The organism is Calditerricola satsumensis, from assembly GCF_014646935.1.
In the GTDB taxonomy this organism is placed as follows: Bacteria; Bacillota; Bacilli; order Calditerricolales; family Calditerricolaceae; genus Calditerricola; species Calditerricola satsumensis.
Map to the genome: position 1 here is coordinate 25,314 of NZ_BMOF01000014.1, position 20,741 is coordinate 46,054.

Consider the following 20,741-nt stretch of genomic DNA (forward strand, 5'->3'; position numbering starts at 1 on the left):
GTCACTCGCCCTCCCGCTCAAGACGCGCCGCGCGCACATACGCCAAGGTTGCCCGTTCATCGAGGACCTTCTGTTCCACCGCCCGCACGCGCGCTTGATGGGCGCGCCAGTAGCGCGCCTTTAGCCGCTCCCACATCTGCGCTTCCTTCCATTTCGCCTGCAGCCGCTGCTGGGCGATGCGCACCCGCAGCTCGGCCTCGTCCACCCGCTGGCGCTGCCGGGCCACGCGCTGGGCGAGGAGCTGGCAGACCTGCTGGCGCGCGACCAGCTCGGCTGCCGGAAGGCCCTCGCGCTGCCGCTCCAGCAGTGCGCGCTGTGCGTCCGCCAGTTCGGCCTCCAGCGCCTCGAGGCGGCGCCGCTCCTCGACCAACAGGCGCAACGCTTCGGCCGCTTGCCGGGCCGCCAGCTCCTGTTCCCTGTGCCGCAGCGAACGCAGGTGTTCCCACGGAAAGACGAACGCGCTCATAGCCCGATCTCCCCAAACCGTCGAATCAGTTCGGCCACCGTTTCGGCATAGGGCGCCGGCTCGTCAGGCGATTGCCGAGTGAAACGGCGCACGGCGTCGATGTGCTGCAAGGCGATATCCAGCTCGCGGCTCGTCCCCCGCTTGTAGGCGCCGATTTGCACCAGGTCTTCGGCGTCCTTGTGCAAGGCGAGGATGCGGCGCACGTTCTCTGCGGCGCGCATGTGGTCGGGGCTGACGATGTCCCGCATCACCCGGCTCGCACTGGCCAACACGTCAACCGCCGGAAAATGGCCGCGGTTGGCCAGCGCGCGGTCGAGGACAATGTGGCCGTCCAGTATGCCGCGCACGGCGTCGGCGATCGGATCGTTCAAGTCGTCGCCGTCCACCAGCACGGTGTAAAAGGCGGTGATGGAGCCCGCGCCGCTCGTGCCCGCGCGCTCCAACAGGCGCGGCAACGCCGCAAACACCGAGGGCGTGTAGCCCTTCGTTGTCGGGGGCTCCCCCACGGCCAGCCCCACTTCGCGCAGGGCCATGGCATAGCGGGTGACCGAGTCCATCAGCAGCATGACGTGCCGGCCCTGGTCACGAAAGGCCTCGGCGATGGCCGTGGCCACCAGGGCGCCTTTGATGCGGATCAGCGCCGGCTGGTCCGATGTGGCCACCACGACGACGCTGCGGGAAAGCCCCTCGGGCCCCAGATCCCGCTCCAAAAAGGCGCGCACCTCGCGTCCCCGCTCGCCGATGAGGGCGATGACGTTGACATCGGCCTCCGTGTGGCGGGCCACCATGCCCAAGAGCGTGCTCTTTCCCACCCCGCTGCCGGCGAAGATGCCGACGCGCTGGCCCCGGCCTACGGTGAGCAGGCCGTCGATCACGCGCACCCCCACGCCAACGGGTTCGGCGATCGGCGGGCGCTCGAGGGGCGACGGCGGGGCGCGGTCAACGGGAACGCGCGCGGCCGCGTGGAGGGGTGGCCCGTCGTCGATCGGCTCGCCCAGGCCGTTCAACACCCGGCCGAGCAATTGGGGGCCTGCCGGCGCCGTGAGCGGATGGCCGGTGGCCACCACGTCGCATCCCGGCCCCACGGCACCCAGATCCCCCAGCGGCATCAGGAGGACGCGGTTGTGCCGGAACCCCACCACCTCGGCCCGCACCGGCGGCCCCTCGCGCGACGGAAAGAGGGTGCACAGCTCGCCAATGCGCACATCCGGCCCGATCGACTCGACGGTCAGTCCGATCACCTGCACCACCTGGCCGTGCACGCGCACCGGATCCACTTTGCGCAGCACGGCGCGGTACTTTTCAAGAGACGGTTTCCACGACATCGTCGCTCCCCTCGGGCGCGCGTTCCTTGGCCACCGCCATCAAGGCCTGCCGCACCGCTTCCAACTGGTGATCAAGGCGGGCGTCAATCGTGCCCAGCGACGTTTTGACCAAGCAGCCGCCGCGCTTCACCGCCTCATCGGGATAAACCACCAGCTCCGTCTGCGGCGAGAGCGCGTCGGCGAGCAGCGCGCGACCGTCCAGGACGATCGGGTAGTCGTCGGGGTGAACGTACACGGCCACTTCCGTCCGTTCCCGCGACCGCTTGAGCGCGTTGCGCACGACGGTGAGCACCGTCTCGGGGGCCAAGGCCAAGTGCTCCCCGATGAGCTTTTCGGCGATGGCCACCGCCAGCTCAACGAGAAACGGCTCCGCTTCGGCGATGACGCGGGCCTTTTCCTGTTGGGCGAGGGCCACCGTCTCCCGGGCCTTCCGCAAGGCGGCTTCCCACTCGCGCCGGGCCGCCTCGCGTCCTTCGGCCAGCCCTTGGGCGTAGCCCGCTTCATACGCCTCTTGCCGCACGCGCTCGCGCAACGCCTCGTCCTCGCGGCGCCGCTCTTCCCACCACCGGGCGATGCGCTGCTCCGCTTCAGCCAGCCGCGCAGCGGCTTCTACTTCCGCCGCCGCCAGACGCTCGGCGGCGAGCCGTTCGGCCTGGGCGCGCAACTCGGCGGCGTCGGCGGCGTTCCGGGTTCCGGCGTCCTCCACGGACGGCGCATCAGAGCGCTGCGCTGCCGGATCCCCCCCGTCGGCCGCGGGGTCTTTCCAGGCGAGCACCACGCCCGCATCCGACCGCACGCAACTGAGCGCCTTGATCACCCTAGACAACGATCTCGTCGCCTCCTCCGCGCGAGATGATCACTTCGCCCGCCTCCTCGAGGCGCCGGATGACCGCGACGATGCGCGACTGGGCCTCCTCCACGTCGCGGAGGCGCACCGGACCCATGTATTCGAGCTCTTCGCGGAAGGCTTCGGCCATCCGCTTCGACATGTTTCGAAAGATGGCCTCGCGCACTTCCTCGCTGGCCACCTTGAGGGCCAGTTGCAAATCGCGCTGATCCACCTCGCGGATGACGCGCTGGATGGACCGGTCGTCCAAGGTGACGATGTCCTCGAACACGAACATGCGCTTTTTGATCTCTTCCACCAGGTCGGGGTCCTCCACTTCCAGGGTGTCGAGGATCGTGCGCTCCGTGGCGCGGTCGACGCGGTTGAGAATGGCCACAATGGCCTCGATGCCGCCGGCGGCCAGGTAATCGTGGGACACGTTGGCGGCCAGCTTCTGCTCCAGGATGTGCTCGACCTGGCTGATCACCTCGGGCGATGCGCGGTCCATCAGGGCGATCCGCCGGGCAATGTCGGCCTGAGAGGCCGGCGGCAGGGCGGAGAGGATGACGGCCGCCTGCTCCGGCTGCAAGTAGGAGAGGACGAGGGCGATGGTCTGGGGATGTTCATTCTGAAGGAAGTTGAGCACTTGGCCGGGATCGGCCTTGCGGATCGTGTCGAAGGGCCGCACCTGGAGGTTGGCCGTCAGCCGGTTGAGAATGCGCAGCGCCTTTTCCTCGCCGAGGGCCTGTTCCAACACTTGCTTGGCGTACAGAATCCCGCCTTGCTCAATGTACGCCTGGGCGCGGGCCATCTCCTGAAATTCGGCCAGCACGGCCTCTTTCTCCTCCGGGTCGACCTTGCGCATGCTGGCGATCTCCAGCGTGAGCTGTTCGATCTCCTCCTCGGTGAGGTGTTGGAAGATCCGCGCGGACACCTCGGAACCGAGGCTGATGAGCAAGATGGCCGCCTTCTGCAACCCGCTGAGGTGCTTGCGCCGCGCCACGCCTCATCCCTCCTACTCTTCCGACAACCAGGCCCGAAGCAGCTTGACAAATTCTTCGGGACGTTCGCGCGCCAACTGCTCGACGCGGTGGAAGGGGGCATTCTCCTCCGGCTGCGGCTCTTGATCGGCCGGAAGATCGCGAACCACGGGGAGGTCGACCGGAACATCCGGCGCAGGCGCGTTCCGCCGCCGGCGAACGATCGTGTAGGTGGCCGCCCCGGCCGCGGCAACCGCCGCCGCGCCGAGCCCGTACCACAGGACGTCGCGCCAGCCGCTTTCTTCCTCCGCCGTCACTTTTCCCTGGAGCGGGGACGGCATCACGGTGATGCGGCTGTCGATCTCCGCGTCGGTCAGCTGTCGCCCTTCGGTCCCGCCAAGCACCGCCCGCACCACCCCGCGGAGCATGTCGCGCACCTGCTGCTGCGTTTCCGGTGAAAGGGAGTTCGGGTTCGCGGGATCGGGGGGTTCGATGCCGACGGAGATGGCCACATCTTCAATGGCGTACGGGCTGCGCGCGATCTCCTGCTTGATGCGGTTGAACTCCCGGTTCACGCGGTCTTCGGTCCGCTCGTAGGACTGGTTGCCGCTGCCGGTCACCCCCGGGTAACTGGGAATGTCGGTGCTGCCTGTTCCGGCGATCCCGCCCGGCACGGCCCCTTCGCCGCTCGCCGATTCGGCGACATGCTCTTCGCTCACCACCAGCCCCTCATCCCGGCCCGCCGGCGGCTCGACGAGCTGCCGCGTTTCCTGAACGCGGTCAAAATTGACCTTGGCCACGACGGACACAACCACGCGGTCATGTCCGAACACTGTACCGAGCAGGGATTGCAATTTGCTTTGCAAATGTTTTTCAATCTGCTGGCGGATTTTCTCCTGATCCAGGGCTGCGGTCGCGCTGTCGGCGTCGGGTGCATTCGGGTACTCGAGCAGCCGCCCGTACTGGTCGGTGATGACGATGTTCTCCACCGGCAAGTTCGGCACGCTGCGCGACACCAAGTGGTACAAGGCGCGCACCCGGTCGGGCGAAGGCTGATACCCCGGCTCAATGGTGAGCACAACCGACGCCGAGGCCTCCTGCTGCTCTTCGCCGACCCACATGCGTTCCTTTGGCAGCGTGATCATGACGCGCGCCTTCTGGATCCAATCGACACCGTTTTCCAGAAGGCTTTCGATCTCGCCCTGGATCGCATCGCGCTCCAGCACATCGAACTGCCGATCGGTCACGCCAAAGGGCAGCTTGTCCAAAAAGGTGTCGTACCGGATCGACGCGCTGTGCGGCAGACCTTGCGCCGCCAGATCGAGCAGGACCCGATCGCGTTCCGTTCGCGGCACTTCAATGGAATGTCCGCCCGCCGTGATGCGGTACGGAACGCCCATCTTCTCGAGTTGGGCCTTGATTTGCCCCAATTCTTCCTGGGAAAGGTTTTCCGTGTAGAGCGGCACATACTCCGGCTGCGCGACCAGGGCCACCGACATCGCGGCAGAAGCCACGACAAAGAACACCGTTGCCCCAAGAAGGACCTTCTGCTTGCGCGACAGCCGTTGCCACAGCGCGATGCCTTGGCGTCTGATGCGTTCGATTCTCTCTCTCATCCTTGCGTATTGATCGGTCGACATGGCTCACCCGAGAAAACCGTTGGAAAGATTGCTTACAACGGCATGCGGAACACGTCTTGATACGCCTCAATGGCCTTGTTGCGCACATGCACCGCAAGCTGCAGGCCAAGGGAGGCCTTCTGCAATGCGAGAAACAGGTTGTGCAGATTCGCCACATCCCCGGCGGCCAGCCGCAGCGCCGCGCGCTCGGCGTTCACCTGGTCAGCGTTGAGCCGATCAAGGGCCTGGGCCAGCCAATCGGCGAACGACGTGGCGGCCTTGTCCGCAAGCCGCCCGTCATTCGACGAAAGCCCGAGGCCAACGGGCTTTGCCCCGGTGACCTGCATCCTGCTTCCCTCCTTGCGCGTTCTGCAAACCTCAACGGCCCAGTTCCAGGGCTTTGGTCAGCATGGCCTTCCCCGCCTGAAACGCGGCGACGTTGGCCTCGTACGCGCGCGTGGCGGCGATCAAGTCGGCCATCTCCTTGACAATGTCCACGTTGGGGAGCCGTACGTACCCATCCGGCCCCGCGTCGGGATGGGTCGGGTCGTACACCAGGCGCGGCGGCGTCGGGTCGTCGACGATGCGGCTCACCTGCACCCCCGCGCCAACCTCCGCCTGCCGGCCAATAGCTTGGGCCAAGTACGAGGCAAACGGCGTGCGCGGCTCAAAAACCACCAGCTTGCGCACATACGGCTGCCACGTGCCGTTCACCAGCCGGGCGCGGGTGGTCGTCGCGTTGGCGATGTTCGACGCGATGACATCCATGCGCACGCGCTCGGCGGTGAGCGCCGAGGCGCTGATGTCAAGCGGCGAGAGCACCACCGTTACCGCCTCCCTTCCCCGATGACCGTCCGCAACTGGTCCAGGTAATGCTGGGTGCTCTGCACCAGGGCCTGGTACCACAGCGCGTTGCGGGCTAGGTTGGCCATCTCCGCGTCCACGTCGACGTTGTTGCCGTCGTGGCGCATGCGCGTATGGACGGCGGGAACGATCCGCGGCGCGACCATGCTCTCCCGTGCCCCGATGGGCAGGTGGCGCGGATCGGTTCGCACGCCGACAAAGGACGAGCCCGGTCGGGCAAGGGCTTCCGCAAGCAGGCGCTCAAAGGCGACATCCGCCGCCTTAAACCCCGGCGTTTCCACATTGGCGAGATTGTTCGCGATGACGCGCTGCCGCAGCATCGCCGCATTCATGGCCTGTTCCAAGGTGGAAAGCATGCGATTTTGAAAGACGTCCACGGGTCTCGCCTCTCTTTCCGACGTCCAAAATTTGCTTCTACACCCATGTGGCAAATTCCTTCATTCCTCGACAAAAAGTTTGTCGCCTTCATGAAAAATGAACGGAATGTCCCACCCCAAACGGGACAAAATCCAACCGTTTTCCTAATCGGGTGGGGCTATTCCCGCCCCTTTTCCCGAATCGGGCAACGTTCCACGGCCAAAAACGTGCAGAAAAAAACCCCCTGTCGATTTTCGACAGGGGTTTCCTTTTTCGACAAGGTTTTTCCACCTCGAACGGATCGACATGCCCATGCGTGGATTTCCGCGTTTACGACGACTTGAGCTTCTCCAGTTCCGGCAGCAGCTTGTCGTTCAGCACCTTGATGTACGTCCCCTTCATGCCCAGGGAACGGGACTCGATGACGCCGGCGCTCTCCAGCTTGCGCAGCGCGTTGACAATCACCGAACGGGTGATGCCGACGCGGTCGGCGATCTTACTGGCGACGAGCAGCCCCTCCTTGCCGTCCAGCTCTTCGAAGATGTGTTCCACCGCTTCCAATTCGCTGTACGACAGGGACCCGATGGCCAGCTGCACGACCGCTTTGGCCCGCGCTTCCTGCTCGATCTGCTCCGCGCGCTCGCGCAGGATCTCTGTGCCGACGACGGTCGCCCCGTACTCGGCCAGCACGAGGTCGTCTTCAGTGAACTTCTCGTTCAGACGGCCCAGGGCCAGCGTGCCCAGGCGATCGCCGCCGCCGATGATCGGCACGAGGGTTGTCCACGCTTCATGAATCACGTCGCGCAGCTCGACGGGAAAGATGGTCAGGTCGCTTTCGATCGGGATGTTGGTCTGGGTTTCGTCCACTTTCAACAGCTCGCGATTGTATTCTTCAGGAAAGCGCCGCTCCTCGAGCATGCGGCGCATCCGCTCGTTTTCGATCTGATGGGCGATGGCGAAGCCGAGCACCTTCCCCTTTCGGCTGAGGACGAACACGTTGGCGTTGATCACGTCGCGGAGCACTTCGGCCATTTCCATGAAATTCACGGCGTGGCCGGCCGTCTTTTGCAGCAACCGGTTGATGCGCCGCGTTTTGGTCAGCAGGTCCATCGATCACGCCTCCTTGTGTCGAACATGGTGAACAAAAAACAAAGCCAAGCGCGCTACAAAATGTATTGCCGCAAATCGCGGTCTTCGACAATGTCGCGCAGTTTTTCATTGACGTACTCCGGCGTGATCACCACCGTCTCCAGGTTGATGTCCGGCGCCTCGAAGGAGAGGTCTTCGAGAAGCTTTTCCATCACCGTGTGGAGACGGCGGGCGCCGATGTCCTCCGTCTGGCGGTTGACTTCCGCGGCCAGCCGCGCAATCTCCCGGATCGCCTCGTCGGTAAACTGCACCTTGACGCCTTCCGTCTCGATGAGCGCCGTGTACTGCTTGATCAGGGCGTTTTGCGGTTCCGTCAAGATGCGCACGAAATCGTCCACCTCGAGGCTGGTCAGCTCGACGCGGATGGGAAACCGTCCCTGCAACTCGGGAATCAGGTCGGACGGCTTGGCCACGTGAAACGCTCCGGCGGCAATGAAGAGGATGTGGTCCGTCTTGACCGGCCCGTATTTCGTCATCACCGTGGAGCCCTCGACGATGGGCAGGATGTCGCGCTGCACGCCTTCGCGGGAGACATCGGGGCCGACGCCCCCTTCCCGCCCGGCGATCTTGTCGATCTCGTCGATGAAGATGATCCTGTGCTGTTCGGCGCGCTGGATCGACTCCTGGATCACCTCGTCCATGTCGATCAGCTTGCTCGCCTCTTCCTGCACGAGCAGCTTCCGCGCCTCGCGCACCGGTACCTTCCGGCGCTTGGTGCGTTTGGGGAAAAGGCTCCCGAACAGCTCTTGCACGTTGACGCCCACCTGCTCCACGCCCGAACCGGCGAAGAGGTCAATCATCGGCAAGGCGGTGTCCTCAATCTCCACCTCGACAATCCAGTCTTCCAGCTCGCCCCGCGCCAGGCGCTCGGCCAGCTCCCGCCGCCGGCGCTGCCGCTCCAGGGCGTCTCCGTCGCCTTCTTTCTCCTGGCTCGTGCCCATGCGACCGCCAAACAGGAGTTCGAGCGGATTTTGAAAGCCGCGCTCCTTCTTCGGCTCCGGCACGAGCAGGTCGAGTAGGCGCTCTTCGGCCAGCTTTTCCGCCCGGTCGCGCACTTCCTCCATCTTTTCCGCTTTTACCATGCGGATGGCCGTCTCCACCAGGTCGCGGACCATCGACTCGACGTCGCGGCCCACGTAGCCGACCTCGGTAAACTTGGTCGCCTCCACCTTGACGAAGGGCGCGCCGGCGAGCTTGGCCAGCCGCCGGGCAATCTCCGTTTTCCCGACCCCGGTCGGCCCGATCATGAGGATGTTTTTCGGCGTGATCTCGTCGCGCAGCGCCTCGGGCAGGAGGCTCCGCCGGTAGCGGTTGCGCAGGGCAATGGCCACCGCGCGCTTGGCGGCCTTCTGCCCGACGATGTATTTGTCCAGTTCGGCGACGATCTCCCGCGGCGTGGGAATCCGATCGCGTCGCACGCTCACCCCTCCAGCTCTTCGACGACGAGGTGGTCATTCGTGTACACGCAGAGCTCCGCCGCGATGCGCAGCGCCTCTTCGGCAATCTGGCGCGCGCTCAGGTGCGGGGCGTGGCGCTTGAGGGCCCGTCCCGCCGCCAGCGCGTAGCTGCCGCCCGAACCGATGGCCACCATGCCGTCGTCCGGTTCCAGCACTTCGCCGCTGCCCGAAATCAGGAGCAGGTGGCGTCTGTCCATGACGACGAGCAGGGCTTCCAGGCGGCGCAGCATGCGGTCGGTGCGCCACTCCTTGGCCAGTTCCACCGCGGCGCGCGGCAGGTTGCCGTGGTGCTCCTCCAGCTTGCCCTCGAATTTCTCAAACAAGGCCATCGCGTCGGCCACCGAACCGGCAAAGCCGGCCAGCACCTGGCCGCGGTACAGGCGACGCACCTTCTTGGCGCCTTTCTTCATCACCATCGCGTTGCCGAAGGTGACCTGCCCGTCACCGGCCATGGCCGCCCGTCCGTTGTGCTGGATGGCAAAAATGGTCGTCCCGTGAAAGCCGCGTTCCAATCGTGTCCCTCCTCAGGCGCGCGGATGAGCGTCGTCGTAGACGCGCCGCAGCCGCTGCCGGGTGACGTGGGTGTACACCTGCGTCGACGAGATGCTGGCGTGCCCGAGCAGCTCCTGCACCGCGCGCAGGTCGGCTCCCGCGTTCAAAAGGTGCGTGGCAAAGCTATGGCGGAACGTGTGCGGACTCACCCGCTTCGTCAGAGCTGCTTGTTCGACATATTTCGCCACGATTCGACGTACGCTGCGCGTTGAAAGGGGTCCCCCTCGCCAGTTGACGAAGAGGCGCGTTTCGCCGGGTGCGGCGAGCTTCGGACGCCCGTCGCGGAGATACCGGCGCAGGGCCTCGATGGCGTGGGACCCGAGGAGAACATACCGCTCTTTGGCCCCTTTTCCGTAGACCAGGACCGTGCCCACCGAAAGGTCGAGGGCGGTCACGTCAAGGGCACACAGCTCGCTGACGCGCATGCCGGTGGCGTACAACGTCTCCAAAAGGGCCCGGTCACGCAGACCGAGCGGATGAGCGGGATCAGGCAGCGCAAGCAGACGGGCAATCTCGTCCTCGTCGAGAAACACCGGAAGCCGTTTTTCCAGTTTGGGCGTCGCCACCCCTTCAAAGGGCGTGTGGGCCACGCGGCCTTCCCGGTGCAAAAAGCGAAAAAAGGCGCGCAAGGCCGAGAGCTTCCGCGCGACGGTTCGGCGGGAATATCCGGATTCGTGCAGGTGGGCCAGGTACGCCCGCACGTGCCAGGGCGTCACCTCGTCCCAATCGAGGTCCTGCCGCTGCAGGACCGCCTCCCGAAATGCCGCGATGTCCCGCTGGTACGCTGCAATCGTGTGGGGCGACGCGTTCTTCTCAATCTGCAAATACGCGCGGAAGGCCATGACCGGGTTGTTCTGCACGTTGCCCACACCCTCCTCCAGCCGCGAAGCAACCTCATCTTACCATACGATCATCCGTTTGTGCAACTGAAATTGTGGATGTTTTGTGAAAATTCCCGTATGGCCGCCAAAGCCCGCTCGGCGTAGGCCAAGTTGCGGGCGCGCTTGTCGCGGATCTTTTGCGGAAGCGGCGGGAACAGGCCAAAGTTGGCGTTCATCGGCTGGAAGTTGCGCGGATCGGCCTCGGTGATGTACCGCGCCATGCTGCCCATGGCCGTTTCGGGCGGAAAGACAACGGGCTTAAGCCCGCGGGCCAACCGCCCGGCGTTGATGCCGGCGATGAGGCCCGACGCCGCCGACTCGACGTATCCTTCCACGCCCGTGATCTGACCGGCAAAAAACAGCGTGTCCCGCCCTTTGAATTGGTACGTGGGCCTGAGGAGTTTCGGTGAATTCAAGTAGGTGTTGCGGTGCATCACCCCGTACCGGACGATTTCGGCATTCTCCAGACCGGGAATCATGCGGATGATGCGCTTCTGCTCGCCCCACTTCAGGTGCGTCTGGAACCCGACGATGTTGTACAGCGTTCCCGCAGCGTTGTCCTGCCGCAGCTGAACGACGGCATAGGGCTCCTTGCCCGTCCGCGGGTCGATGAGCCCCACCGGCTTCATCGGACCGAAGCGGATGGTGTCCTTCCCGCGCTTGGCCATCACCTCGATGGGCATGCACCCTTCGAAATAGATGGCCTTCTCAAATTCCTTGAGGGGCACCGTTTCCGCCGTCACAAGGGCCTCATAGAAGCGGTCAAATTCCTCTTTCGTCATCGGGCAGTTGATGTACGCCGCCTCGCCCTTTCCGTAGCGCGAGGCGATAAAGACCTTGCTGAAATCGATGGAATCGCGCTCGACAATCGGCGCCGCCGCATCGTAAAAGTAGAGGTACTCCTCCCCCGTCAGTTCGCGCAGCTTCTCCGAAAGGGCGGGTGAGGTGAGCGGGCCGGTGGCGATGACGACGATGCCGTCGGGGATCTCCGTCACCTCTTCGCGGATCACCTCGATCAGCGGATGAGAGGTGATCGCGTCGGTCACCCGCTGGGCAAACTCGTGCCGGTCGACGGCCAGCGCTGATCCGGCCGGCACGGCGCACGCGTCCGCCGACCGGATGATGACCGAATCGAGCCGGCGCATTTCTTCCTTTAATATCCCCACTGCATTCGTGAGGTCGTTGGCGCGCAGGGAATTGGAACAGACGAGTTCGGCAAACTTGTCGGTGTGATGCGCCGGCGTTTGTTTGTGCGGGCGCATCTCGTACAGGCGGACGCGCACGCCTTGGCGGGCGATTTGCCAGGCCGCCTCGCTGCCCGCCAAGCCCGCCCCGACCACCGTCACCACCGGCTGGCTCACGTCGCCTCACCTCCAACGTGTGTCGTTTCCGCTTCCGACGGTGGGCCCTCGTTCGCCGCGCCTTCCGCGGCGCCCGATGGGTCTTCTTCCGCCTGGAAGTCGCACTGCGTGCAGGCGACGAGCCGCTCCTTTTTCTTCCCGCCCTTTTCCACGAGCAGCCCGCCGCACGTCGGGCAGGGCCGCGCCACGGGACGGTCCCAGGAGACGAACTCGCATTCGGGATACCGCGCGCAACCGTAAAAAATCCGGCCGCGCTTGGAGCGCCGTTCGACGAGCTCGCCGCCGCATTGGGGGCACCGGGCTCCGGTGCTCTTGACAATCGGCTTGGTGAAGCGGCATTCCGGGAACCCCGAGCACGCCAGGAAGCGGCCGAAGCGGCCCATCTTGTAGACGAGGGGCCGGCCGCACTTGGCGCACGTCTCGTCCGACACCTCATCGGCCAGCTCCACCCGTTCCATCTTTTCCTCCGCTTCTTCCAGCTGCTTGGAGAACCACTCGTAAAACTCCTCCAGCACGCGGGTCCACGGCACGCGCCCCTCTTCAATGCGGTCGAGGGCCTCTTCCATCTTGGCCGTGAACTGGACGTCGACAATTTCCGGGAAAAACTCCTCCATGAGCGCATTGACCGCTTCGCCCAGTTCCGTCGGCACAAAGCGCTTGTTCTCCAGCGTCACGTACCCGCGCTTCTGGATCGTCTCCAGCGTCGGCGCATAGGTGCTTGGCCGACCGATGCCCAGCTCCTCCATCGTCTTCACCAGGCGCGCCTCGGTGTAGCGAGGCGGCGGCTGGGTGAAATGCTGCTTGGGCTCGATCGACGCCACAGCCAGGGTCTGGCCCGGCCGCATCGGCGGCAGGATGCGGTCCTCCTCGTTCTTCTCGTCGTCCGTCCCCTCCACGTACAGCTTCATGAACCCGGGGAAGCGGACCACCGAACCCGTGGCCCGGAAGGTGGCGCCGCCGGCGTCGATGTCGACGGTCATCGTGTCGAGAACGGCCGACGCCATCTGGCTGGCCACGAAGCGCTCCCAGATCAGCTTGTACAGGCGATACTGGTCGCGGGTCAAATACGGCTTCACCCGCTCCGGTTCGCGGAACACCGACGTCGGGCGGATCGCCTCGTGGGCGTCCTGGGCCTTCTCCTGCTTGGCGAAGGTGCGCGGCGCTTCCGGCAAGTAGTCCTTCCCAAACGTTTGGGCGATGTACGTGCGGGCCTCCTCCTGGGCGACGGTGGAGACGCGCGTCGAGTCCGTGCGCATGTAGGTGATCAAGCCAACGGCTCCTTCCGCCCCCAGTTCGACCCCTTCATACAGCTGCTGGGCCAGCATCATCGTCTTCGTCGCGCGGAAGCCCAGCTTGCGCGCCGCCTCCTGCTGGAGCGTGCTGGTGGTGAAGGGCGGGACGGGATGGCGCCGCCGCTGCCGCTCCGTCACCTCGCGCACGACGAAGGGTTTCCCTTCCAGCCGCGCCAGCAGGGCCTTCACCTCGTCCTCGTTCTTCAGTTCGGCCTTCTCCGCGCCGTAGCCGTAAAAACGCGCCTCAAAGGGCGTGCCGTCGGCCAAAAGATGGGCCGTCACCGTCCAGTACTCTTCCGGGACGAAATTGCGGATCTCCTTCTCCCGGTCAATGATGAGCTTGACGGCGACGGACTGCACGCGCCCGGCGCTGAGGCCTTTTTTCACTTTTTTCCAGAGAAGCGGGCTAATCTTGTAGCCCACCAGGCGGTCGAGGATGCGGCGCGCCTGCTGGGCATTGACGAGGTCCATATTGATCGGCCGCGGATGGGCAAAGGCCTCGCGGACCGCGTTTTTCGTGATCTCGTTGAACACCACCCGGCACGGGGCCGAGGGATCCAGTTCGAGGATGTTCGTCAGGTGCCAGGCGATGGCCTCCCCTTCGCGATCGGGGTCGGCGGCCAGGAACACCTGCTTCACCTTTTTTGACGCTTCGCGCAGCTCCTTCAGGATGTTGCCTTTCCCGCGAATCGTGATGTATTTGGGTTCAAACCCCTTCTCGATGTCCACACCCATTTGGCTTTTCGGCAAGTCCCGAACGTGGCCCATCGACGCCTTGACGATGTAGCCGCGTCCCAGGTACTTGCCGATCGTCTTGGCCTTGGCGGGCGACTCGACGATGACCAGCGCTTTGGCCAAGAGACCTCCCCCTTTCGCACACCCAACTCGGTCAATACACCGTGTTGTCTCCCTAAAGCATATTATCAATCACCCTGTCCCTCTGCAAACCTTTTCTCGCCTCGGCGGGCGAAGGTTTCCTGGGCCACGTACAGCCCGCCCGGAAGCTGCATCACCCACCCGCGCAGCTCGAGGGCCAAGAGGGCGGCGTGCAGCGCACCCGGCGTCAGGCCGGTGGCGGCCACGAGGTCGTCCACATGCACCGGACCGCGGACAAGATGCGGCCACACGGCCCGCTCCTCGGGGGAGAGGGCCGTGAGGAATGGCGGCTCCGGCGGGGTTTCCGACGATGAGCCGGCGTCGTGCGCCCGTCCACCCCGACCTGCTCCCGTACCCGCAGCGGCTTGCACACGCGCATCCGCCCGGGACGTTGCCGCCAAGCCCGCCGCGCCCGCCAATTCCGACAGCACGTCGTCAATGCCCGTCACCAGCTTGGCCCCCTGCTGGATGAGCGCATGCGGCCCGCGGCTTTCCGGGGAGAAGATCGACCCGGGCACGGCGAACACCTCGCGTCCCTGTTCGAGGGCCAGGTCGGCCGTGATGAGGGAGCCGCTCTTTTCGCCCGCCTCCACCACGACCACCCCGTGGGACAGACCGCTGATGATGCGGTTGCGGCGGGGGAAAAACCCCTTTTGCGGTGGCGTGCCCGGCGGTAACTCCGAGAGGACGAGCCCGCCTTCCCGCCAAATCCGCTCGTACAGACGGCGGTGCTGGCGGGGGTACACCACGTCGACACCGCAGCCAAGGACGGCAACGGTCGTCCCGCCGGCCTCCAGTGCGCCGAGGTGGGCCTCGCCGTCGATGCCGGCGGCCAGGCCCGAGACCACCGTCCATCCCTGGCCCGCCGCATCGAACGCCAAGCGGCGCGCCGCGGCCCGGCCGTAGGGCGTGGGGCGCCGCGTGCCCACGATGGCCAAACCGGGCGCATCGAGGGCCTTCAGGTCGCCGCGCACAAACAGCACCGGCGGCGGATCGGCAATGTGCGCAAGGAGAGACGGGTACGCCGCGTCCCAGTACGTCAGCAGGCCCACCTCGAGCCGGGCCAGACGCGCCAATAAGGCGCGCACCGCCCGCGGCGTCGCCGCCTCCCGCACCCGCGCCGCCACCTCCGGCGGGATGCGCGCATCGCGGCACAGCTGCGCGAGGTCGCCGCCGACAAGGCCCTCCGGCTGCCCGCCCGCCGCCTCGACCAGCCGGAAGAGGGTGCGGGGCCCCACGCCGTCCACCGATGCGAGCACGGCCAACAGGCCGCTCGTTTCGGACCGCTCCATTTTCCTCGCCATCCTTCCTTCACGCTTTCCCACGCCGCCGGATTTCCGGAATCGTCCGACAATCCCCAACAAAAACAGAACCCTGCCCGCGTGGGGCAAGGTTCTGCGCGCTTCCGTCACCGAAGGCGGCCCTGACCTTACCGGTGCGCGACGGTGAGGCAGCGCTCGTACAGCCCGCGCTCCTTGAGCACCTCAACGAGCGTCTCCCCGATCACCGCCGGCGTCTTGGCCACGCGCACACCGCAGGCTTCCAGCTTGGCGATCTTCTCCGCAGCCGTCCCCTTGCCTCCGGAGATGATCGCCCCGGCATGGCCCATGCGCTTGCCGGGCGGGGCCGTTTGCCCGCCGATAAAGCCGACCACCGGCTTCGTCATGTTGGCCCGGATCCACTCGGCCGCCTCTTCCTCCGCCGTGCCACCGATCTCCCCGATGAGGATGACGGCGTAGGTGTCGGGATCCTCCTCAAACATCCGCAGCACGTCGATGAACTCGGTGCCCTTCACCGGATCGCCGCCGATGCCCACCGCCGTCGACTGGCCGATGCCGCGCGTGGTGAGCTGGTGCACCGCCTCATAAGTGAGCGTCCCGCTGCGGGAGACGATGCCCACATGCCCCGGCGCGTGGATGTAGCCGGGCATGATCCCGATCTTGCACTCGCCCGGCGTGATGACACCCGGGCAGTTGGGCCCGATGAGGCGCGTCTTCTTCCCTTCCAGGTAGCGCTTCACCTTGACCATGTCGAGGACGGGAATGCCCTCGGTGATGCACACCACAAGGTCGAGTCCGGCGTCGACCGCCTCCATGATCGCGTCGGCGGCAAAGGCCGGCGGCACGTAGATGACCGACGCGTTGGCCCCCGTCTTTTCGACGGCTTCGGCCACCGTGTCGAACACCGGAACGCCTTCCACCACCATGCCGCCCTTGCCCGGTGTCACGCCACCGACAATTTTCGTGCCGTACTCGATCATCTGCTTCGTGTGAAACAGGCCCTGCGAACCGGTAATCCCTTGGACGATCACCTTGGTGTCCTTGTTGACCAGAATGCTCATCGGCTTCCCTCACCTTCTTTTCTTGGCCCGCAATGGGTTTTCGCCATACACGCGAGGTTCCGCGTTACGTCTTGCGCCGCTTGCCCGTCACGAAACCAGCGAGACGATCTTCTGGGCCGCGTCGGCCATCGAGTCGGCCGAGACGATGTCGAGGCCCGACTCGGCGAGAATCTTCTTCCCGAGCTCGACGTTCGTCCCTTCGAGGCGCACCACAAGCGGCACCTTCAGCTCCACCTGCTTGGCCGCCTCGACGATGCCGGTGGCGATCACGTCGCACTTCATGATCCCGCCGAAGATGTTGACGAGAATGCCCTTCACGTTGGGATCGGAAAGGATAATCTTGAACGCTTCGCGCACCTTTTCCACCGACGCGCCCCCGCCGACGTCGAGGAAGTTGGCCGGCTCGCCGCCGTAGAACTTGATGATGTCCATGGTGGCCATGGCCAGCCCGGCGCCGTTGACCATGCAGCCGATGTTGCCGTCGAGGGCGATGTAGCTGAGGTCGTACTTGGCCGCTTCCTGCTCCCGCGGGTCCTCCTCGTTCGGATCGCGCAACGCGGCGATTTCCGGATGGCGGAAGAGGGCGTTGTCGTCGAAGTTGAGCTTGGCATCGAGGGCCAGCACTTCGCCGTCACCGGTAACAACGAGCGGGTTGATCTCCGCCAGGGAGCAGTCCTTGTCGACAAAGGCCTGGTAGAGCCCCATGAAGAACTTGACCGCCTTGCCGACCAGCTCCTTGGGAATGTTGATGGCGTAGGCCACCTTGCGCGCCTGGAAGGGCATCAGGCCGGTCAGCGGGTCGATGTATTCCTTGACGATTTTCTCCGGCGCGCGCTTGGCCACCTCTTCGATCTCCACGCCGCCTTCCTCCGAGGCCATCAGGACGACGCGGCCCGTTGTCCGGTCGACGACCATGCCGACATAGTATTCCTTCCGGATGTCGCAGCCCTGCTCGATCAGGAGGCGCTTCACTTCCTTGCCTTCCGGGCCGGTCTGGTAGGTGACCAGCTTCTTGCCCAAGAGCTCCTGGGCATAGGCGCGCACTTCGTCGAGGCTTTTCGCCAGCTTCACGCCGCCGGCTTTCCCGCGTCCGCCGGCGTGGATCTGCGCCTTGACGACCACCACGTCGGTTCCCAGTTCCTTGGCCGCCTCCACCGCCTCGTCAACGGTAAAGGCTACCTTTCCCCTGGGAACCGCCACGCCATATTGCTTGAGGATCTCCTTGGCCTGGTGCTCGTGAATGTTCATGCGCGTTCCATCCTCCTGTCCTGGACTGACCAAAGGTGCAGAAAACGCTGACGTCTCTTGTCCACTACCGATCTTCTCACGTCTGCGCAAAAATTGCAAGCGGAAACGCCACGCGCGCCCGTTCGACGCCATCCGACACCGGCGCGAAACGCGCGAATTTTTTTATTTTCCGGGAAATCGGGCGGGCGCGCCCGTCTCGCATCCGGAGCGCGTCCGGCGCCATTGTGCCGGTCACGGCGGTGATCACCCGCCCTATCCGTCCGAATGAGGCTGCCGGCCGCCGGTTATACTAGCCCGCAGCCGGCTGCCCCACCAGGGTTCCCGAAATCCGCAGACAGGAGGAACGCCCCATGGATAACGGCCGCGTGATCGACCCGATCGAAACCGCGCCCACGCCCTTCGTTCCCGCCCCGGCAGACAAAGCGGATGGATTGCCGGTCGAAAGCCCTGAACCGCCGGATGCGACGGAAGAAGAAGCGCATCTCCGCGCGCAGCCGACCGAGACGCTGGTCCTCGCCTACTGGCAGACCCACTGCTGCATCAAAAACACGGTGGCCCTGGACCTCGCGGGCGACAACGAAGCCCTCTTTCGCCACATGCGCCGCCTCGATCGGCTCAACGCCATTCTGCGCGAGCGGTTCCTTGTCCATTGACGAAAGGGAGGATGCCCCATGGCCAAAACGCGTGGCGACGAACACCGCCCCCGCCTCGAGACCAAGACGACCGGCCAGCTGACGGACGCCGCTCGGGAAACAGCCCCTGGCCATGGCGACAAAAAACTGGACGGGCCCAATCGCCCGTCCACGTAAACGGCGTCTACCGCGTCATCCGCCGGTCATCGGGCAAGGGCAGCGCCAAGAGCCAGCCGATGAAGGGCAAGAGCACCATGCCGTGAAGCAGCGCATCCAGCCCCCATCGGTCGGCCACCACGCCCAGCACCGTGGCCCCGATGCCGCCCGCGCCGATGGCCAGTCCGATCATCAGCCCCGACACCATGCCCACCCGTCCCGGGACGAGTTGTTGGGCGTACACCACCGTCACCGCAAAGCTGGACAGGCTGACGAGGCCCAGCAGAAACAGGACGAGGGCGCTCCACACCCCTGAAGCGTGCGGCAACAGGAGCAGGAAGGGCACGGCACCGATCATCGACGCCACCACCACGTTTTTGCGCCCGATGCGGTCCGACAGCGGGCCACCAAGAAAGGTGCCCAGCGCGCCGGCAAAGAGGAACAAGAACAGGTTGACCTCCGCCTCCGAAATGGAAACACCCCGCACATCCACCTGATAGAGGGGAACGAAACTGGACACCCCGCTGTGGATCCAGGACCGCATCGTCACCACGGCGACGAGCAACGCCAGCACCCCGTAGGCAGCCGGCTGTGAAGCGGACGCCACGCGCATCGTCCGAAGCTGGCTCCGCCTGCGCACCCAGCGCGCCACCGGAACGAGCACGGCGGTGCCAACCGCCGCCGCTGCGGCCAGTCCCCAGCCGCCATGCAGCCCATAGGGCAGAAAGACGAGGGGAACCAGAAGCGGTCCTACGGCCTGCCCGGCGTTCCCGCCCACCTGGAAGATGGCCTGCGCCAGGCCCTTGCGCGTCCCCGCCGCCACATGGGCGACGCGGGAACTTTCCGGGTGAAACACGGCCGAACCGATGCCGATCAGCGCAACGGCGGCCAGCAGCTGGGCAAAGGACGCCATCCCCGCCAGGGCCGCCATTCCGCATCCGGTGACAAGAAACGCGACCGGCATCAGCTGCGGGAGGGGCCGCCGATCCGTCCACGCGCCGACAACGGGCTGCAGGAGCGACGACGTCACGTTGGCCACCATGACCACCACGCCCACCTGGGCGTAGGTGAGCCCCAGCAGCTTCTGGACGAGGGGAAGAAGCGCCGGAACGACCGAGGTGAGCATGTCGTTCAGAAAATGGGCCAGACTGATGCGCCACAGGATGCGCAGATGGGGCTTTTCGCCGCCGGCATCCGTTTGCGGCGCGTTGGCGGCCGGCTGCGGCCCGGTCAGCGGGAATGACTGCGTGGGGTCCGCCATCTTCCGTCTCCTCCTGCTTGCGTGGCGCGGAAGCGAGCGAAGACGCCCGAAACTCCGCGTCTCGAAATTCTCATGTTTGAACATAACAATAGCAAACCCTTTGCCATCTGTCACCTGCCAACTCCGGCGGGATCAAACCAATACGCAAGAAATTCCATTTTCCCCACTCCGCGTATACGGAACGGTTTCTCCGCGTCCGCAACCGGCCAACCCTGGTAGTAATGCCGCAAGACAAACGCCCGCATCTCGCTGTCAATCGCCAGTTCCTCGTAGTGGCCGAGCAGACCAAACGGTAACGGCCACGTGCTTCGAATCCGGCTGCTGGACGCGCAAGCGTACGACCTCCCCGCTGGCCAGCTCCTCCACCCGTTGAAAGGCCCTAATCGACTCGTTCCAACTGTTTGGAGGCAGCACGATCCAGCCGTGGCCCATGCAGGTGGCACACTGCAGGAGAACCTTCGTTTTCCGCCATAGGTCGCGCCCTCCCTGAACCGTTTCGCGCATGCCCGTTCCGCAACAGCATCAAGAGTATCGTTTTAATCTTCAATCTTCCCCAAATAATGAAAATGACGATGCCAAGTCTAACAATGGCGGCAAGCCATACATATGGGCCAGTGCCTCGAAATTCGTCTTCAAGATTGACGTTTTGTGTGGGGGCTTTTCCTTCACCTAACAAAACCAAGTCCTCTTGTGCAGAAATCCCTTCTCTTGTCCTATGGCCTTTCCTCAAATTCGTATCCGCAATCGCCGCCCCCCATCCCCGTGGTGAGAATCACTTGCGATTGGGAGATTCCCTTCCAAGTTTTCTTTACTTCAAATAGAACGTATTTTTTTGTTAATCCATTAAGCTGTTTTTTCTCTTGAATTTCAATCACCTTGCCTGTAAAAACGGCGTCGGAACGCTCCAGTTCTTCTTCAACCGTCGGCTCTCCGGCACAGGAACAAGCGTAGCCCGTTGAAGGGTTCAACATGAACATCGCATGGAACACAAGGCACAAGACAACAATCACGCGAATCTTCTTCGGCATTCACAATTTCACCTCCCTCAATGACTAACCCTTTTTCTCCGTTTTGCTCACTCATTCGCACGTTTTCTCC

22 protein-coding genes are annotated in these 20,741 nt (G+C 64.7%); 2 read left to right on the forward strand and 20 right to left on the reverse strand.

Annotation, left to right across the window (positions count from 1 at the left end):
* Nucleotide 1 precedes the first annotated feature (1 nt).
* From IEX61_RS04910 to IEX61_RS04995, 18 genes are all read right to left on the reverse strand, one after another.
* Nucleotides 2-466 (reverse strand): flagellar export protein FliJ, encoded by a 465-nt coding sequence (locus IEX61_RS04910; RefSeq protein ID WP_188816946.1) that lies wholly within the window; start codon nucleotides 464-466, stop codon nucleotides 2-4.
* Nucleotides 463-1,791, reverse strand: a complete 1,329-nt coding sequence (locus IEX61_RS04915) for a FliI/YscN family ATPase (RefSeq protein WP_188816947.1) — start codon at nucleotides 1,789-1,791, stop codon at nucleotides 463-465. The genes IEX61_RS04910 and IEX61_RS04915 overlap by 4 nt, the downstream gene beginning before the upstream one ends.
* Nucleotides 1,769-2,608, reverse strand: coding sequence for a flagellar assembly protein FliH (gene fliH, locus IEX61_RS04920; protein ID WP_229725705.1), 840 nt, complete (start codon nucleotides 2,606-2,608; stop codon nucleotides 1,769-1,771). The genes IEX61_RS04915 and fliH overlap by 23 nt, the downstream gene beginning before the upstream one ends.
* A 1-nt stretch (nucleotide 2,609) precedes the next feature.
* Entirely contained in the window at nucleotides 2,610-3,620 is a 1,011-nt protein-coding gene (gene fliG / locus IEX61_RS04925; protein WP_188816949.1) for a flagellar motor switch protein FliG, read from the reverse strand.
* A 12-nt stretch (nucleotides 3,621-3,632) separates the two neighbouring features.
* Complete coding sequence (fliF, locus tag IEX61_RS04930) at nucleotides 3,633-5,237, reverse strand: flagellar basal-body MS-ring/collar protein FliF (RefSeq protein ID WP_308423721.1); 1,605 nt, start codon at nucleotides 5,235-5,237, stop codon at nucleotides 3,633-3,635.
* 32 nt (nucleotides 5,238-5,269) lie between these two features.
* Complete coding sequence (fliE, locus tag IEX61_RS04935; protein ID WP_188816951.1) at nucleotides 5,270-5,563, reverse strand: flagellar hook-basal body complex protein FliE; 294 nt, start codon at nucleotides 5,561-5,563, stop codon at nucleotides 5,270-5,272.
* A 31-nt stretch (nucleotides 5,564-5,594) separates the two neighbouring features.
* On the reverse strand, nucleotides 5,595-6,038 hold the full coding sequence (flgC, locus tag IEX61_RS04940; protein WP_083463026.1) for a flagellar basal body rod protein FlgC: 444 nt from the start codon (nucleotides 6,036-6,038) through the stop codon (nucleotides 5,595-5,597).
* Nucleotides 6,039-6,043: 5 nt separating this feature from the next.
* Nucleotides 6,044-6,457 (reverse strand): flagellar basal body rod protein FlgB, encoded by a 414-nt coding sequence (flgB, locus tag IEX61_RS04945; RefSeq protein WP_229725701.1) that lies wholly within the window; start codon nucleotides 6,455-6,457, stop codon nucleotides 6,044-6,046.
* A gap of 310 nt (nucleotides 6,458-6,767) precedes the next feature.
* Entirely contained in the window at nucleotides 6,768-7,547 is a 780-nt protein-coding gene (gene codY, locus IEX61_RS04950) for a GTP-sensing pleiotropic transcriptional regulator CodY (protein WP_054671790.1), read from the reverse strand.
* A gap of 53 nt (nucleotides 7,548-7,600) precedes the next feature.
* Complete coding sequence (gene hslU, locus IEX61_RS04955; protein WP_229725702.1) at nucleotides 7,601-9,004, reverse strand: ATP-dependent protease ATPase subunit HslU; 1,404 nt, start codon at nucleotides 9,002-9,004, stop codon at nucleotides 7,601-7,603.
* A 2-nt stretch (nucleotides 9,005-9,006) separates the two neighbouring features.
* Nucleotides 9,007-9,495 (reverse strand): ATP-dependent protease subunit HslV, encoded by a 489-nt coding sequence (hslV, locus tag IEX61_RS04960; RefSeq protein ID WP_229725706.1) that lies wholly within the window; start codon nucleotides 9,493-9,495, stop codon nucleotides 9,007-9,009.
* A 72-nt stretch (nucleotides 9,496-9,567) separates the two neighbouring features.
* A complete protein-coding gene (xerC, locus tag IEX61_RS04965) occupies nucleotides 9,568-10,437 on the reverse strand; it encodes a tyrosine recombinase XerC (protein WP_054671889.1) in 870 nt (289 codons plus the stop codon).
* A gap of 68 nt (nucleotides 10,438-10,505) precedes the next feature.
* Nucleotides 10,506-11,837, reverse strand: coding sequence for an FADH(2)-oxidizing methylenetetrahydrofolate--tRNA-(uracil(54)-C(5))-methyltransferase TrmFO (gene trmFO / locus IEX61_RS04970; RefSeq protein WP_188816953.1), 1,332 nt, complete (start codon nucleotides 11,835-11,837; stop codon nucleotides 10,506-10,508).
* Nucleotides 11,834-13,987: a type I DNA topoisomerase gene (topA, locus tag IEX61_RS04975; protein WP_188816954.1), complete on the reverse strand. Its 2,154-nt coding sequence runs from the start codon at nucleotides 13,985-13,987 to the stop codon at nucleotides 11,834-11,836. The genes trmFO and topA overlap by 4 nt, the downstream gene beginning before the upstream one ends.
* A gap of 65 nt (nucleotides 13,988-14,052) precedes the next feature.
* A complete protein-coding gene (dprA, locus tag IEX61_RS04980; protein WP_188816955.1) occupies nucleotides 14,053-15,297 on the reverse strand; it encodes a DNA-processing protein DprA in 1,245 nt (414 codons plus the stop codon).
* Between the two features lie 137 nt (nucleotides 15,298-15,434).
* Nucleotides 15,435-16,346: a succinate--CoA ligase subunit alpha gene (gene sucD, locus IEX61_RS04985; protein ID WP_188816956.1), complete on the reverse strand. Its 912-nt coding sequence runs from the start codon at nucleotides 16,344-16,346 to the stop codon at nucleotides 15,435-15,437.
* Between the two features lie 87 nt (nucleotides 16,347-16,433).
* Entirely contained in the window at nucleotides 16,434-17,594 is a 1,161-nt protein-coding gene (gene sucC / locus IEX61_RS04990; RefSeq protein ID WP_054672392.1) for an ADP-forming succinate--CoA ligase subunit beta, read from the reverse strand.
* Between the two features lie 76 nt (nucleotides 17,595-17,670).
* Nucleotides 17,671-17,841 (reverse strand): hypothetical protein, encoded by a 171-nt coding sequence (locus tag IEX61_RS04995; protein ID WP_157057820.1) that lies wholly within the window; start codon nucleotides 17,839-17,841, stop codon nucleotides 17,671-17,673.
* 103 nt (nucleotides 17,842-17,944) lie between these two features.
* Between IEX61_RS04995 and IEX61_RS05000 the strand changes: the two genes are divergently transcribed.
* Nucleotides 17,945-18,247, forward strand: coding sequence for a hypothetical protein (locus IEX61_RS05000; RefSeq protein WP_054672389.1), 303 nt, complete (start codon nucleotides 17,945-17,947; stop codon nucleotides 18,245-18,247).
* Nucleotides 18,248-18,265: 18 nt separating this feature from the next.
* Nucleotides 18,266-18,403 carry a hypothetical protein gene (locus IEX61_RS05005; RefSeq protein ID WP_188816957.1) on the forward strand — a complete coding sequence of 46 codons (138 nt, stop codon included), beginning with the start codon at nucleotides 18,266-18,268 and terminating at the stop codon, nucleotides 18,401-18,403.
* 7 nt (nucleotides 18,404-18,410) lie between these two features.
* Here the strand turns inward: IEX61_RS05005 and IEX61_RS05010 are convergent, their stop codons facing one another.
* Together IEX61_RS05010 and IEX61_RS05015 are read right to left on the reverse strand one after the other, a co-directional pair.
* The gene (locus tag IEX61_RS05010) at nucleotides 18,411-19,643 is read right to left on the reverse strand and encodes an MFS transporter (RefSeq protein ID WP_188816958.1); all 1,233 of its coding nucleotides are present in this window, start codon (nucleotides 19,641-19,643) and stop codon (nucleotides 18,411-18,413) included.
* 713 nt (nucleotides 19,644-20,356) lie between these two features.
* Entirely contained in the window at nucleotides 20,357-20,671 is a 315-nt protein-coding gene (locus IEX61_RS05015; RefSeq protein WP_054673218.1) for a hypothetical protein, read from the reverse strand.
* Between the last annotated feature and the right edge of the window lie 70 nt (nucleotides 20,672-20,741).

Excerpts from the sequence above, each read along its gene's own strand:
- IEX61_RS04910 (WP_188816946.1), bottom strand. The coding sequence starts at position 466 with ATGAGCGCGTTCGTCTTTCCGTGGGAACACCTGCGTTCGCTGCGGCAC.
- IEX61_RS04915 (WP_188816947.1), bottom strand. The coding sequence starts at position 1,791 with ATGTCGTGGAAACCGTCTCTTGAAAAGTACCGCGCCGTGCTGCGCAAA.
- fliF (WP_308423721.1), bottom strand. The coding sequence starts at position 5,237 with ATGTCGACCGATCAATACGCAAGGATGAGAGAGAGAATCGAACGCATC.
- fliE (WP_188816951.1), bottom strand. The coding sequence starts at position 5,563 with ATGCAGGTCACCGGGGCAAAGCCCGTTGGCCTCGGGCTTTCGTCGAAT.
- codY (WP_054671790.1), bottom strand. The coding sequence starts at position 7,547 with ATGGACCTGCTGACCAAAACGCGGCGCATCAACCGGTTGCTGCAAAAG.
- hslV (WP_229725706.1), bottom strand. The coding sequence starts at position 9,495 with ATGGCCGGTGACGGGCAGGTCACCTTCGGCAACGCGATGGTGATGAAG.
- xerC (WP_054671889.1), bottom strand. The coding sequence starts at position 10,437 with ATGGCCTTCCGCGCGTATTTGCAGATTGAGAAGAACGCGTCGCCCCAC.
- dprA (WP_188816955.1), bottom strand. The coding sequence starts at position 15,297 with ATGGAGCGGTCCGAAACGAGCGGCCTGTTGGCCGTGCTCGCATCGGTG.
- sucD (WP_188816956.1), bottom strand. The coding sequence starts at position 16,346 with ATGAGCATTCTGGTCAACAAGGACACCAAGGTGATCGTCCAAGGGATT.
- sucC (WP_054672392.1), bottom strand. The coding sequence starts at position 17,594 with ATGAACATTCACGAGCACCAGGCCAAGGAGATCCTCAAGCAATATGGC.
- IEX61_RS05000 (WP_054672389.1), top strand. The coding sequence starts at position 17,945 with ATGGATAACGGCCGCGTGATCGACCCGATCGAAACCGCGCCCACGCCC.
- IEX61_RS05005 (WP_188816957.1), top strand. The coding sequence starts at position 18,266 with ATGGCCAAAACGCGTGGCGACGAACACCGCCCCCGCCTCGAGACCAAG.
- IEX61_RS05010 (WP_188816958.1), bottom strand. The coding sequence starts at position 19,643 with ATGGCGGACCCCACGCAGTCATTCCCGCTGACCGGGCCGCAGCCGGCC.
- IEX61_RS05015 (WP_054673218.1), bottom strand. The coding sequence starts at position 20,671 with ATGCCGAAGAAGATTCGCGTGATTGTTGTCTTGTGCCTTGTGTTCCAT.